The organism is Thalassospira sp. MCCC 1A02898 (assembly GCF_001618185.1).
GTDB classification, from domain to species: Bacteria; Pseudomonadota; Alphaproteobacteria; order Rhodospirillales; family Thalassospiraceae; genus Thalassospira; species Thalassospira tepidiphila.
In genome coordinates this window covers 464,440-477,852 of sequence record NZ_LPXK01000013.1, presented here as the reverse complement: position 1 = coordinate 477,852, position 13,413 = coordinate 464,440, and the positions used below count along the sequence as shown (strand labels likewise).

The following is a 13,413-nucleotide window of genomic DNA, read 5'->3' as shown; positions in this document are numbered from 1 at the left end:
ATTTGCCGGGGCGAGGGTGGCATCCGTCGGTTTCAATTGCATCAAAACTGATGTAATCTTTCGAATATGGTGCGCAGAGAAACAAGTCTTAGATAACTGTGCTTTCATTCAGGGTTTAGATGTGTCGGGGGATACAGGACGTTGATGCGGTTCGAACCAACAGAAATCGCACGTCTGTATGGGCGGTCACGCGTAGGCGTTGTTGTACACAAGGATCTCGAAGCTGTGTATGTCAACGATGCCTATGCGAAAATGCTGGGCCGTCGCGATGTCTCGGACTTTATGAGCGACCCGGACATGCGCCAGTATATTCCGCCAAGTTTCCATCACGAGGCGGACAAGCTTTCCGACAGTTTCCAGAAAAGCAGCGGTTTCCACGGCTGGAAGAAAGTCTACAACATCCGGACGGATGGAACGCCGGTCTGGATGGAAATCAGTGACGAGACCGTCGAATGGGAAGGCGGTAATGCGGTCCTTACCACAGCACAGATGATTGACAATGGTACGACTGCGATGCAGGTCGACCATATGCTGGGTCGGTCTTTCATTGGTGTCATGGTCCATCGCAACATGACAGCATTGTACGTTAATGAAAGCTTTGCCCGCCTGATGGGGGCAAAGGACGTCAGTGCCTTTATGGAAAATCCCAATATCCTTCGCTTTATCCCCGACGAAAATCGTCCGCGCGCAATTCGCCATGTCGCGGCAATTCTAAGCGGCGAACGACGCGGCGACCGGCACCGTGTGCGCGATATTCTCGATGATGGCAGTTCGGTTTGGCGTGATCTGACCGATGAACGCATTCTTTGGTATGACGGCAAGCCAGCGATCCTGACGACTGCCCATGATGTTCGCGACGAAGTCGAAATGCATCAGCAACTTGTCCGGGCCAAAGCAAGCCTTGAACAGGCGGTAACCGAAGTGATCCGGATGGTGCCGTCGGCTGTCGCGATGCTTGATGACAAGCTTGAGGTTATTCATTTCAATCACGAGTTTTCCCGTCTTTTCGGTGGAGAAACAACGGATGGCTCCGAACCGGTATTTGATATTTCGGCACTGCATGAATGTTGTGCCGAGATGATGCGAAACGGGCATGGCCATGCCAATATCGACGAAATGCAGACACCATCGGGCCGTCTGGCCGACATCCGCATGAACATGATGGATGATGGCGGCGTCATGGTATCGGCGACTGATATTACCGATCACAAGCGCAAGGAGCAGATGCTAGACACCTTGGCATCGACCGATGCGTTGACCCGTGCGCTTAACCGTCGCGGTTTTGAAAGCGCGGTTAGCAGATTGCGCGAAATTCGCCATCTCAAGGATAAAAGCTGGCTGTTCGGGTTGATCGTTCTTGATCTTGATTACTTCAAGATTGTCAATGATACCCATGGGCATGCGGTGGGCGACCGGGTTCTTGAAAGGGTTGCAGATACCTTGCGTCAGGCGTTGCGTGACGATGATCTTGTCGTTCGTTTGGGTGGTGAGGAATTTGCAGTATTGCTGCCATCTGCGACTGCGGCGGTCACCAAGCGCATTGGCGAGCGTTTGTCGAACATGATCCGCGAAATCAGGGTGCCAATCGACAAGTCCGGTACGGAATATGTCAATGTCACGGCCAGCTTTGGCGCAACGGTCGGCGGCGAGGGTCGGCAAAAATTCATCGAACTATCAGAAGCGATGAAGGTCGCAGACGAAGCAATGTACGCCGCCAAGGATGCCGGACGTGATCAACTTGTCTTTCGCTTCGCCGGGCAAGAACAAGATAGCTGATCACCGGATCATCGATTATCATCGCTTTCCATAATGTTTTCCTGACATTCGCTGCCGCACCTGTTTGGTAGTTGCGTGGCAGTTTCTGTGCGAGGCCGTAATGCGTGTTCGTTCCATGACCGTTTCTGATGCTGATCGTGTTGTTGAAATCTATGGGCAGGCCATCAAATCGGGCCATGCCACATTTCAGGAAAATCCAGGAACCTGGGAAGACTGGGATCAGGGGCATTTGCCGGAATGCCGACTGGTTGCCTGCGATGATAACGACATCGTCATTGGCTGGGCCGGGTTATCTGGCGTTTCAAATCGCTGTGTCTATCGCGGGATCGCCGAGATATCGGTCTATGTTGACCCCAATCATCACGGGAAGGGTATTGGCAAAGCGCTGCTTTCAGCCTTGATTGCTGCCAGCGAGGAAAATGGTATCTGGTCGCTTGAGGCCGGTATTTTTCCGGAAAACGAAGCAAGCCTCGTCCTGCATAAGGCATTGGGCTTCGAGATCGTCGGCCGTAAGCGTGGGCTGGGGCGCATGGGCTACGGGCCGCTGGCCGGTCAATGGCGTGATGTCATGCTGTTGCAGCGCCGCAGTCAGGTCGTTGGTGTCGACTAACTTAAAATCATATTGCGCATTTTTCCGCTTTGCGTGCGTAAACTGCACGCGGAATGCGGTTTTTTCGAATTTGTATGTGGCTTGGTCGAAAACGTCCTTGGCACGCTTTAAATTCGCGCGGCAATAAGGTAATCAACTGGTCTGGGTAAGTGAGAACCCGTAGACGAAAATTTGCCAGGAGCGCCACCGTGAACGAGATCCGTAAAATTGCGCCTGTCGCAATCTGGGACAATTTCCAGAAACTTTGCGATACACCGCGTCCGTCCAATAAAGAAGAAGCTGTTTTAAAGCTTCTGGAAAAGATGGCCGATGACAAGGGGCTTGCGCATTTCCGCGACAGCGGTGGCAACCTTGTTGTGTCCGTTCCGGCGACTGTCGGCTTTGAAGACCGCAAAATGGTGATCTTGCAGTCCCATGTCGACATGGTGACCCAGGCCAATTCCGGATCGACCCACAATTTTGACACCGACCCGATCCGCATGGTGATGGATGGGGAATGGATTACTGCCGATAACACCACCCTTGGTGCCGATAACGGTATCGGTGCGGCAGCAATGATGGGTTTCATGACCGAAGACGGTCTTGAACACGGCCCGCTTGAACTTCTGTTCACGGTTGATGAAGAACGCGGCCTGACCGGTGCGATGAACCTTGAGCCGGGCCGCCTTAAGGGTGAAATCCTTCTCAACCTTGATACCGAAGACGAGTACGAGCTTTGTGTCGGCTGTGCTGGCGGTGGTGATCTGGTCGCAAGCTATGACTACACCGAAGAAGCGGTTGGCGCAGGGCAGGTGGCCCGTGATATCGCGCTGACCGGTTTGAAAGGTGGCCATTCTGGCATCGACATCATCCTTGGTCTTGGCAATGCCAACAAGCTGATGGCGCGTTTCCTGCGCACCGCGATCCGTGATTTTGATGCGCGTATTGTTAAAATCAATGCTGGGACCGCCCGCAACGCCATCCCGCGTGAGTCGTTTGCGACCATCGTTCTGCCGGAAGGCAAGGTTTCTGATTTCGATGCGGCATTGAATGCTTTCGCCAGCGACATCAAAGATGAAATCGGCGCGATTGAGCCGAAATTTGCCATTGCCGCAACCAATGCAGATGTCCCTGCAAAGGCTATGAGCGCAAAAGACTCCAAGGCGTTCAACAATGCCTGTGTTGGTGCTCCGAACGGTGTTCAGGCCATGAGCACCTCGGTCGAAGGCGTTGTCGAAACCTCGATCAATCTGGCCATCGTCAAGCTTGGCGAAGGTAAAGCCAAGGTGACGCTGTCAGCACGTAGTTCTATCAATTCTGCGCGCGATGCCATGCGCGAGGTCGCAACAGCGGTATTTGAGAATATCGGCGCATCTGTTGCCTGGGGCGATGCCTATCCGGGCTGGAAGCCTGATGCCAACAGCGAAGTGGTCAGCCTGATGAAGGCGGTTCACAAGGACATGTTTGGCAAGGAGCCGGAAATTCGCGTCATTCACGCAGGCCTTGAGTGCGGCGTACTGGGATCGAAATACCCGCATTGGGACATGGTATCGTTCGGTCCGACCATCAAACGCGCGCACAGCCCGGATGAATGCGTCCATGTGCCAAGCGTTGCGCGCTTCTGGGATTATCTTCTGGCTGCGCTTAAGGCGATCCCGGCCAAGGGATAAGGTCTTATTCGAATGTGATGAAGTTGATGCGACTGATCGGGAAACCGGTCAGTCGCATTTGTTTTCAGCACACCACGCATCGCGGGCATCAGAACCATTTCCCGGAACCAGTGCGTCAAGGTTCACAAAGCCGTTTTCACCAATGCTGGTTTCGATTTCGATCCAGAAGCCCTGACTGTCGCCTGCGACATAGACAGTTTCAAAGCGGGTCAGGCGGCGAATGATGGTGTCATTTACACTTGGGCCGTCGCGAAGGTTTAAAAGTTCGCGGTCGACATAATAGGGTTCGCGTTCTTCACCAATCAGGTCCTTGACCTGACGGGTGATTTCCGTGCCTTGGCGGGCAACCAGTTCTGGGATGTCACGGGTGACAAATCCCTGGCCGGGGCCAAAGGCAATCAGGGCGGCAAAGATTAGCAAAAACAGCGGGCTAAGATGGAGCAGGGCATCGAACATGCCCGCACGCTTCCACTCGTCACGAACGCGCCGTGGCGGTTGTCCGTCATCGAGGCGGCGCTGGGTTGCGCGCACCTGTTCAGCAAGGGCAGAGCGGTTTGAGCCGATGAAATCAAGCGCCTGCATCAGAACTGCGCGTGCAAGCGGCTTGTTGCCAGACCGTTCAAATGCATTGGCTTGGGTAAACAGCATTTTGGCGTTGCCTTCCGGCGGGAAAGTGCCGCCGCGCATGTTGCCAACAATCGCCTTCCAGGCCGGCAAAAAGCTCTTCCACCCCCAGAAGCCCCGAAGCCAGGTCTTGAAACTGGCCTTAAGTGCCATGCGCTTTGCGCCCTTGGGGGCGAGGTTGGCGGTGATGGTTTCAATGTTGCAGGAATTCAGAAAACCGCGCACGACCTTGAATTCGACCTGACGCGGTTGGGCTGATACCACGCCTGTGACCGCGCACTGAATAAAGCCTTGTGCATTGGGTTCGGTCTTTTTGCCTTTGTGGCGACGCGCGCCTGGATGAATGTTGCTTTTGCGCGCATTGGCCTTGGCCTGCTGTTCGCGGTAGGCCTGATTGGCGCGGGCAAACTTTTCCTCGGCAGTTTCTTTGGCTTTTTCCTGTTTGCGCCCTGCGCCGGCAAAGCCCTGTTTCTGGCGGTTCGCGTTTTGCGGACCCGCTGCATTCGGGCCATAAGCGGTCGATGTCCCGTTGCTGGCAGTGGAGGACTTTTGGGCTCCCGAGGGCGCATTGCCTGATTGTTTGGGCGGTTTGCGTTCGCCAATCAGGATTTCATAGGCTTCGGTAATGTCCTTGAACCTGTCCTCGGAGTCCGGGTCTGTGTTGCGGTCCGGATGAAATTCAAAGGCCAGCTTACGATAGGCCAGTTTGATTTCCTTTGCGCTCGCCCCCGGCGCAATGTTCAGCATGCGATAATAAATGCCGAGGTTGTCGGTGTTCATGATGAATGAAAATTCCTGTCAGGCATGCTTGTCAGCGCAGTAATCCAGCAAACGACAATTTTATCGATTGTATTTCGCGGTGCAATCATATGCTGGAAATCTTAACACGTTGTCACTTTTGGCTAATTGCCATATTTTCAGGAATCGCAAGTGCACGCGATGCGAACAAACAGGTAAACGCCTTGAAACTGAAATTTTGGCAACGCAAGTCTGATGCGGATGGTGATGCGCCCGAAAAGGGCGGAGGTTCCGTTGGCGTCGCCCAAGGCGAGGCACCCGAATTCGAAATGCCGCCGGGACATCACCTTGATTTCGGCACGCGGATGCGCGCGAAGTGGGAAGGGTACGACGACCCTGTTGAATACTATCTTCTGCAGCTTGAAATCGATGCCTATGCCGACTGGTTGCGCAAGATGCGTGTCTGGCTTGCCCGTCCGGTCGAGCCGGAGCTCAGTGAACTTGCGCTTGATGACGAAATCGGGCGCTGGCCGCCGGATCGTATCCGGCTTTATGACAAGCTGTTTGATCACGGGATCATGATGCCGGGCGGTCATGAATACGCCCTAGAGCTTGCCAAGCCGCTGGCACTTGATGAAACACTCAGTTGTCTTGAAATCGGTGCAAAGCTTGGCGGTGTGGCCCGCTTGCTGGCGGATCGTCTTGGCGTTTGGGTGACGGCGCTGGAGCCGGACGGCGAGCTTGCGCTTCTGGGCATGGAGCGATCTGTTCAGGCCGGTGTTCAAAAGAGAGTCCCGGTTCAAACGCTTGACCCGCTTCAGCCAGAGCTTCGCAAGGGCTATTTCAACGTCGTTTATTCCTATGGCGAGCTTTATAAGATCCCGGAAAAGGAAACCTTTCTCAAAGCTTTGGCCGAGACGCTGCGCGATCACGGGCAGCTTCTGGTTACGGATTATGTTCTGACGCGTGATCTTGATGAAAATGAGTTGGCGAACTGGGCCAGGCTTGAAGGTGAAGAGCTGTTTCCGTGGACAGCACAGGAGTACAAATCCCGTCTTGGTCAGCTGAAATTCGATATCCGTATTGCCAAGGATGAGTCGGAAACGCACCTGAAGCATATCAAACTGGCGTGGATGACGATGCTTTCAGACATCCAGAAAGCCGGTCTGGACCCCGATATCATGGATTATCTGGAGCCAGAGATGGAAATGTGGATGAATCGCGTAAAAATGCTTGAAAATGGCAGCCTGGCCTTTTATCGGTTCTACGCAACGATCAACTGAGTGCTCAGGTTTAAGATCCTGAGCCGAGACTGCTGCTGGCGACGCAGAGGGGATTTGTTCCACTTTCTGTCGCCGCAACCTGTTTTAGGTGTTGACAGGGGCATGTCGTACTTCTATTTTCCGGCTTCCTCGAAGGGGCCAAGTTTCTAAGGTTTAAGATTATGAAGATCCGGAACTCATTGAAATCCGCGAAGCTGCGGGAAAAAGGCTGCCGTATCGTGCGCCGCCGTGGCCGCGTATACGTGATCAATAAAAAGAACCCGCGTTTCAAGGCGCGCCAGGGTTAATTCCCGGTACCTTGTTCTACGGTTTTACAAAACGCCGCATCGGTTTATCCAATGCGGCGTTTTGTTATTTGTATTCCTTGAATGATGAAGGGGGCAGCGAGTGCCCCCTTTGCTTATTTGTCGGGCCGGGTTGTAAACAGCTCTGTCTTGGTATGACGTCCGCGCAAAAGCACATCGCCTGCCTTGGCAACACGATCAGGATCAGCCAGCAGGTTGCGGGTTGTCTCCGAGATCAGGATTTGTGTTCCCAGAACCTTGTTTTCCTGTTCAAGGCGTGACGCCGTATTGACGGCATCCCCGTGAACAGTGAATGACAGACGGGCTTTCGCGCCGACATTCCCGGCAACCATCGGTCCGGTATTCACACCACAGCGAACCTTTAACTCAAGACCCTCGAACTTGCGCTTTTCGACTTCGCTTTGCAGGGCAATGGCGCTATCGACAGCGGCATCTGCGTGGTTTTTTAGATCATCAAACACGTTATAGACCGCAAGGATCGCATCGCCCTGAAACTGGGTGATGATGCCGCCATGGCGTTCGATGATCTGCGTCGCACAGTCGAAATAGTCATTAAGCATTGCAATGATCTGTTTCGGATCAAGGCTTTCGCACATCGAAGTGAAACCGACGATATCGACAAAAAGGACGGTGGCTTCGGACGTTTGTGGCGGCAGAACGCCGGAATCATTGCCCGATGCCAGAAGCTTTTTGGCAATGGATTGCGGCACGAACTTACCAAACAGGCTGGTAATGCGTTCACGATCATGTACCGCCATCATCATGTGATTGAATGATCGCGCGGCGTCGTCATATTCGCGAATGCGGCTGCCTTTGAGTTGCGGCACATCGATTGATGCGATGTCTTCGTCTTCAAAGGCGCGCGCTGCACTGGCAAACCGGCGGATCGGCTTGGTGAAGTGTCGCGACAGGACGATGGCAACGATCACCGACAGGATAAAGACAGCACCGCCAAGAACAGAGGCCAGAACCAGTCTGTCCCACTCATCGTCAAATAATTCCTGGTCAAAATACATGCCGATTACGACCGGTGAAATTGGTGCGGTTTGAACCTGGCGCGTGACGATCAGGTGATAGCGATCGTTGTACTCAAGCCCTGAAAGGCGAATGCCGCTATTGTGGCGTTCGTCATCGGGATCAAGCCGGATGCTTTCGGATTTTCCGATGTTGGCAAGAACAGGGTCGCCAATGTCATGAATGGTGGGCAGGGGAATCGGGCTGCGTGCGATGTCGTCGCCATTAACCAGCTCGGTTGACGTTTTCTCCCCCCAGTTGCGCAATCCAGGATGGGCCATGACCCGATTGCCGCCAATCAGGACAAAGGGCGTGCCTGGCAAATCTTCGCGCCCGCGGATCAGGCTTTCCGACAAATTTGACAGCGACAGATACTGAATGAACGTTCCCAGATACTGCCCGTCATAAAACAGCGGTACCCAGAGCTTGTCAGGACGGTGCGGTCAAAATAGGGGTCCCAACGGGGATAGCCCGTGCGGTTGCTTACAGGACCGCGGATATGCGCAAGCTCGGAAAACAGCATGTCGTCTTCGGGCAGGGTTCTTCGGATGTCACTCATGTCTTCGGGATTAAAGCCGATAAATTCACGTTCCCCGGTCACAAGCCCATAGGCCATCACACCCATGTCTGCCGCCGCAAGTGCGCGCATTGTGCTGGTCCAGCCATATTGAAAACTTGGATCAAGTGCGCCACTGGCAACCTGTTCTGCGACCCAGTCAGAACGTTGTTCGACCTCGTCCATGCGTTCGTGCATGGTGCGCTGCACTGATGTCAGGTCAACATCAGCCAGCATCACCCACAGATTGCGGGTGTTTTCATAGGCTGTTCCAAGACCGACATAAAGGGATAGTCCGACGCCAAAGACACTGGTGGCGATAAAACCGGCAAGCAGTACAGAAAGGACTGAATATCTGCGTTTTGATTTCAATCGGTTTTCTTCCAGAAAAGAGGTTTTCCCCAACCCCGCGCCGATCTTAGCGGCGATCGAACTTTGTTGAAAGGATGATTGAGCTTGATGTGCGTTTTATCCCTGACATTTCCCCGATCCGGTCAAGCACGCCATCAAGTTCCTCGGGCGTGTTTGCGGCGACCTCGGCAATAAGGTCATATTCGCCTGAAACCGCAAGGCATCGAATGCAGTGCGGGACTTTCTGAAGCGCGCCAACCACGCCCGCCGACTGCTTTTGTTCAAGCTGTATCAGGACTTCTGCCAGCAAGACGGGCTTTGCCACATCGCCAAGCTGAACGGTGTAACCCTTGATAACTTCTGCCTTTTCAAGGCGCTCCAACCTTTCCTGAACGGCACTGCGTGACAGGCCGACTTCACGCGCAAGAGCAGCGGTAGGAATGCGGGCATTTTCCTGCAGGCGTGCGATCAGTTGGCGGTCAACTTCATCAATCTGACGTTTCATCGGTTTTACCCATTAAAATGACGGGGGTTTATTGTGTTTTGACAGTATTGCCGGGTTGAAAGCGTTCGTCCAGCGGCGGAACATAATTGGGCAAAAACAAAACATGATCAGGGCAGGTACGACATCGACGGTGAAGGTGTCTGCTCGTTCGGGAGTTAGAGAAAATGAAAAAGATTTTGATCCTCGGCGCCGGGAAAATTGGTCGTATTGCTGCGGTGATGCTTAATGAAAGTGGCGATTATGCGGTGACGCTGGCCGATGCCAGTGGCGAAATGCTGGAAATCTGTGCCGAAGACAACGCAGCCACCCTGGTAAAAGTTGATGTCACAGATGAGGCCGCACTCACCGACGTTGCCAAAGGGCATGATGCGATCCTGTCGACATGCCCGTTCTTTTTGAACGTGGCGATTGCCCGTGTCGCACGCGCGGTTGGGGCATCCTATTTTGACGTTACCGAAGATGTTGAAACCACCCGCGCCATTCGCGAAATTTCCAAGGGTGCGCAATGCGCCTTTGTGCCGCAATGTGGTCTGGCGCCGGGATTTATTTCCATCGCGGCTCATGATTTGTTCAAGCGATTTGATCACGTAAACAAGCTTCGTTTGCGCGTCGGGGCTTTGCCGCAAAATCCGACCAACCGTTTGAAATATAACCTGACCTGGTCGACCGACGGGCTGATCAACGAGTATCTGAACCCGTGCGAAGCGATCCTGAATGGCAAACGGGTCGAAGTGCTGCCCCTCGAAGGCTATGAGCGCTTTACCATCGACGGTACGGAGTATGAGGCCTTCAACACATCGGGTGGCGTGGGCGCGCTGTGTGACATGCTTGAAGGCAAGGTTGATAACCTTGACTACAAGACGGTGCGGTATCCGGGGCATCAGGAAATTCTTAAAATCCTGATCGAGGACCTCAGACTTGGCGAACGCCCGGAGATGATGAAGCAAATCTTCGAAAATGCCCTGCCAGTCACCAAACAGGACGTGATCGTTATCTTTGCCGATGCTGTCGGCACGCGGCGCGGCGAGCTTTGTGAAGAGAGCTTCATTCGCAAGGTCCATGGCACGCGCGTTGGCGATATGGACTGGTCTGCGATCCAGATTACAACCTCGGCCGGATTGTGTGCTGTGATGGATATGGTTCTGACCGGTAAATTGCCGGCAACCGGTTACGTCCGACAAGAAGAAGTCAGGCTGGAAGATTTTCTGGCAAACCGGTTTGGTCGATACTACAGCCATGCTGGTTGAGTACGCCCGACGATCGACATTTGATATTTTGTGCTGAAACCCTCCGGAGGAAATTCCGGAGGGTTTCTTTATTTTTCAATGCTGTATGTGGGGAAGTTTTCCTGATTTCTCAGAAAAAGGTGTTCTTACAACCGATTAGAACAGCGATGACTTCGCCGCCATGAATTGTTTTGAAAAATTCCATCAAGGACGTGGTTTGTTAACGGTTGGACATTATGGTGGGACGAAATCTGCTTTCTCTTGGGTAATAGGTATTCCTTGTCTGATTTTGCCGACATCTACCGTTCTGCATTGAACCTGTATGAGGCAGGTCGATACGCAGAGGCAGAAGAATCCTGTCAGCGAATGATCCGATCATTCCCACAGGCCGCAGAGGCAATGCATCTGGCCGGTCTCGTTGCGATGCGCCACGGTAATCAGTCCCTGGCAGCAGAGCGTATGGGGCGCGCCGCCATTGCCGATGCCAATAGTGCAGAAATTCAGCATGACCACGCGCAGGCCCTTAAGGCCATCGGCAAATTGCGCGACGCAGTTGGTGCGTTCAAGCGGGCCATTCGTCTGTGCCCGGATGCCCCGGCTCTTTATTGCAATATCGCCAATACCTATCGCCAGCTTGATGAACTTGAAGATGCGCGGGAAAATTATGAACGCGCGCTCGAACTGGCCCCGGATGTCGCCGAAATTCATGCCAATTATGCCGCCTGCCAATATGCAATGGGCGATATCGAAGGCGCTGAGACGTCTTGTTTGACCGCGCTTAAGATGCGTGACGACATCGTCAATGCATTGGTTCTGATCGGCCAAATCCGCCTGGATCAGGGGCGCACAGTTTCCGCAAGCGAACCGTTGCGTCGTGCGCTATCGCTTGAACCCGGTCATCCGCGCGCATTGACCGCCTATGGCGATGCACTTTTCCAACTGGGTCAGTTTGCCGGTGCGCAACATTGCCTTCGGCAGGTTCTGGCCCTTGATCCGGATGACGCCAAGGCCCGCAGGACGCTTGCGTTGCTTAATTTGCGCGTCGGGCAGGGGCTGGAGGCGATTGGTGCGCTTGAGCCGCTATTGACCCACAGTCCGGAAGATCCGCAATTATTGCTGATGATGGGCGAGGCGCTCAGTCTCGTTGGCCGTCATGGCGAGGCTGTTGAGCAGTTTGGCGCAGCCATCGGGGCCGGTGGCGGTGATGACGCGGTTTTCCGTCTTGCCGTCGAACTGGCCGAAGAAGGCGACACTGGCTCTGCACAATCGGTCCTGCAAAGCGGGATAGATCGCAAAATTGCCGCGGGCGAGAATACCGCGCTGTTCCGCACAGCACGCCGTTTGTTGTTTGCCCCTGTGCCGACCGATCTTGCGGCCCAGAATGATGAAGTTGTGCGTGATCTTCTTGATGATACGCTTGATGAAGACGCGCTTGAGCCGGATCTTGAATTTGTCGGTTCTGACCGGATCGATCCCATTGTTCTGACCCGCTTTCCGCCGGTGTGGCGCGCCGCATTGCGCCCGGAAGGTGACAAACAGTTACGCGCGGTTGGCCATTACTGGGAACGTCTCGTGTCCGGTTATGATGTGCCGGAAGTCAGTGCATCTGCCACGCGGCTCGGTGGGAAAATCCGGATCGGCATCGTTTCGGCCAATATGTGTGACAATGGCGTGGGGCGTTGGATCGAAGGCCTTGCCGAGGCAATTGATCGCGACCGGTTTGATGTGACAATCATCCGTCCGCCGACGGGCGAAGACGACATTACCGCCCGCATTGACGAACATGCCGATCTTGTCGTGCCATTGCCGCTTGATCCGTTGCATTCGGCACGGGTGATTGCCGGTCTTGGTCTTGATGTTCTGCATTATGTCGATCCGCAGGCGGATGCCTATACGATGTTGCTGGCAAGCTGGCGTTTGGCGCCGCTTCAGATTTCAGGTGGCGGGATTGCCGCGACCAGTGGTCTTTCAAACATTGATTACCATTTGATCGCAGAGGATTGGGAAACAGCCGGCGGTGAAAAGCGCTTCAGCGAGACGCTGGTTCGCCTTCCGGGTCTGTTTGTGAATGCCACCCCGCCCGAACCTGTCGAGATGTCGACAACGGAGTTGCAGCGGCGCTGGCGGTTGGCGCAGGACCGCAACACCTATTTGTGCCCGCAGCCGCTTGATGTCCTGACGGCCGAATTTGATCCGCTGATTGCCGAAATCTTGCGGCTGGATGAAACCGCAGAGCTTTTGCTGATTGCGCCAGAACGCGATAGCTGGGATGCAGCATGGGGACGCCGCTTTGCCATTAATCACGCGGATGTTGCCGGCCGGATGCGGTTTGTGAATGTGCGCAACCGGTCCGATTTGTTGTCGCTTTTATGTGCTGTGGATGTCGTGCTTGAAAGTCCGGCATGGAATGATGCGATGCTTGCCTTTGATTGTCTGGGGCTTGGTGTTCCGCTTGTTACCTTGCCCGGGAATGCTGCGCGGTCCCGGCGCAGCCATACCTGTTATCGCCAGATATCGGTCTTTGATTGCGTTGCCTATCATTCGGCCGACTTCGTCGACACGGCCCTGACGCTTGCTACCGATAAACGCCGTCGCTCGGTCGTTTCGCACGCCATCAAGAGCCGGTCGCACATTCTGTTTGGCCAGAAATCATCCTTTGATGCCTATATGCAGTTTCTTGACCGATCAATCGCAATGCCAGCCGATAAAGTGATTTAATTTCCGATAGATAACCTTGAAACTACCCAATCGACTCACAAATTCTAAGGTGATGTTT

11 protein-coding genes are annotated in these 13,413 nt (G+C 54.0%); 7 read left to right on the top strand and 4 right to left on the bottom strand.

What is annotated here, in order from left to right:
- Positions 1-144 precede the first annotated feature (144 nt).
- The 3 genes from AUQ41_RS18885 to AUQ41_RS18875 all read left to right on the top strand — a co-directional run bounded on the left by AUQ41_RS18885 (position 145) and on the right by AUQ41_RS18875 (position 4,035).
- Positions 145-1,776 carry a diguanylate cyclase gene (locus AUQ41_RS18885; RefSeq protein ID WP_063089951.1) on the top strand — a complete coding sequence of 544 codons (1,632 nt, stop codon included), beginning with the start codon at positions 145-147 and terminating at the stop codon, positions 1,774-1,776.
- Between the two features lie 100 nt (positions 1,777-1,876).
- Positions 1,877-2,386, top strand: a complete 510-nt coding sequence (locus tag AUQ41_RS18880; RefSeq protein ID WP_063089949.1) for a GNAT family N-acetyltransferase — start codon at positions 1,877-1,879, stop codon at positions 2,384-2,386.
- Positions 2,387-2,574: 188 nt separating this feature from the next.
- The gene (locus tag AUQ41_RS18875; protein WP_063089947.1) at positions 2,575-4,035 is read left to right on the top strand and encodes an aminoacyl-histidine dipeptidase; all 1,461 of its coding nucleotides are present in this window, start codon (positions 2,575-2,577) and stop codon (positions 4,033-4,035) included.
- A gap of 48 nt (positions 4,036-4,083) precedes the next feature.
- On the opposite strand, the gene AUQ41_RS18870 is transcribed toward AUQ41_RS18875, so the two are convergent.
- Positions 4,084-5,439: a DnaJ domain-containing protein gene (locus AUQ41_RS18870; RefSeq protein WP_063089945.1), complete on the bottom strand. Its 1,356-nt coding sequence runs from the start codon at positions 5,437-5,439 to the stop codon at positions 4,084-4,086.
- Between the two features lie 182 nt (positions 5,440-5,621).
- Here AUQ41_RS18870 and AUQ41_RS18865 point away from each other — a divergent pair, with 182 nt between their 5' ends.
- Both AUQ41_RS18865 and ykgO read left to right on the top strand, forming a co-directional pair.
- Positions 5,622-6,680 (top strand): methyltransferase domain-containing protein, encoded by a 1,059-nt coding sequence (locus tag AUQ41_RS18865; protein ID WP_232308466.1) that lies wholly within the window; start codon positions 5,622-5,624, stop codon positions 6,678-6,680.
- Between the two features lie 161 nt (positions 6,681-6,841).
- Complete coding sequence (gene ykgO / locus AUQ41_RS18860) at positions 6,842-6,967, top strand: type B 50S ribosomal protein L36 (RefSeq protein WP_007090004.1); 126 nt, start codon at positions 6,842-6,844, stop codon at positions 6,965-6,967.
- Between the two features lie 113 nt (positions 6,968-7,080).
- On the opposite strand, the gene AUQ41_RS18855 is transcribed toward ykgO, so the two are convergent.
- The 3 genes from AUQ41_RS18855 to AUQ41_RS18850 are packed head-to-tail and all read right to left on the bottom strand — an operon-like array spanning position 7,081 to position 9,411.
- Positions 7,081-8,355 (bottom strand): adenylate/guanylate cyclase domain-containing protein, encoded by a 1,275-nt coding sequence (locus AUQ41_RS18855; protein ID WP_232308465.1) that lies wholly within the window; start codon positions 8,353-8,355, stop codon positions 7,081-7,083.
- The gene (locus AUQ41_RS21255; RefSeq protein ID WP_232308464.1) at positions 8,340-8,927 is read right to left on the bottom strand and encodes a hypothetical protein; all 588 of its coding nucleotides are present in this window, start codon (positions 8,925-8,927) and stop codon (positions 8,340-8,342) included. The genes AUQ41_RS18855 and AUQ41_RS21255 overlap by 16 nt, the downstream gene beginning before the upstream one ends.
- A gap of 46 nt (positions 8,928-8,973) precedes the next feature.
- On the bottom strand, positions 8,974-9,411 hold the full coding sequence (locus AUQ41_RS18850; protein WP_008890855.1) for an Lrp/AsnC family transcriptional regulator: 438 nt from the start codon (positions 9,409-9,411) through the stop codon (positions 8,974-8,976).
- Positions 9,412-9,551: 140 nt separating this feature from the next.
- On the opposite strand from AUQ41_RS18850, the gene AUQ41_RS18845 reads away from it, so the two are divergent.
- Together AUQ41_RS18845 and AUQ41_RS18840 are read left to right on the top strand one after the other, a co-directional pair.
- A complete protein-coding gene (locus tag AUQ41_RS18845) occupies positions 9,552-10,658 on the top strand; it encodes a saccharopine dehydrogenase family protein (RefSeq protein WP_255356222.1) in 1,107 nt (368 codons plus the stop codon).
- Positions 10,659-10,898: 240 nt separating this feature from the next.
- Complete coding sequence (locus AUQ41_RS18840; protein ID WP_369813538.1) at positions 10,899-13,355, top strand: tetratricopeptide repeat protein; 2,457 nt, start codon at positions 10,899-10,901, stop codon at positions 13,353-13,355.
- Positions 13,356-13,413 lie beyond the last annotated feature (58 nt).

Excerpts from the sequence above, each read along its gene's own strand:
- AUQ41_RS18885 (WP_063089951.1), top strand. The coding sequence starts at position 145 with ATGCGGTTCGAACCAACAGAAATCGCACGTCTGTATGGGCGGTCACGC.
- AUQ41_RS18880 (WP_063089949.1), top strand. The coding sequence starts at position 1,877 with ATGCGTGTTCGTTCCATGACCGTTTCTGATGCTGATCGTGTTGTTGAA.
- AUQ41_RS18870 (WP_063089945.1), bottom strand. The coding sequence starts at position 5,439 with ATGAACACCGACAACCTCGGCATTTATTATCGCATGCTGAACATTGCG.
- ykgO (WP_007090004.1), top strand. The coding sequence starts at position 6,842 with ATGAAGATCCGGAACTCATTGAAATCCGCGAAGCTGCGGGAAAAAGGC.
- AUQ41_RS18850 (WP_008890855.1), bottom strand. The coding sequence starts at position 9,411 with ATGAAACGTCAGATTGATGAAGTTGACCGCCAACTGATCGCACGCCTG.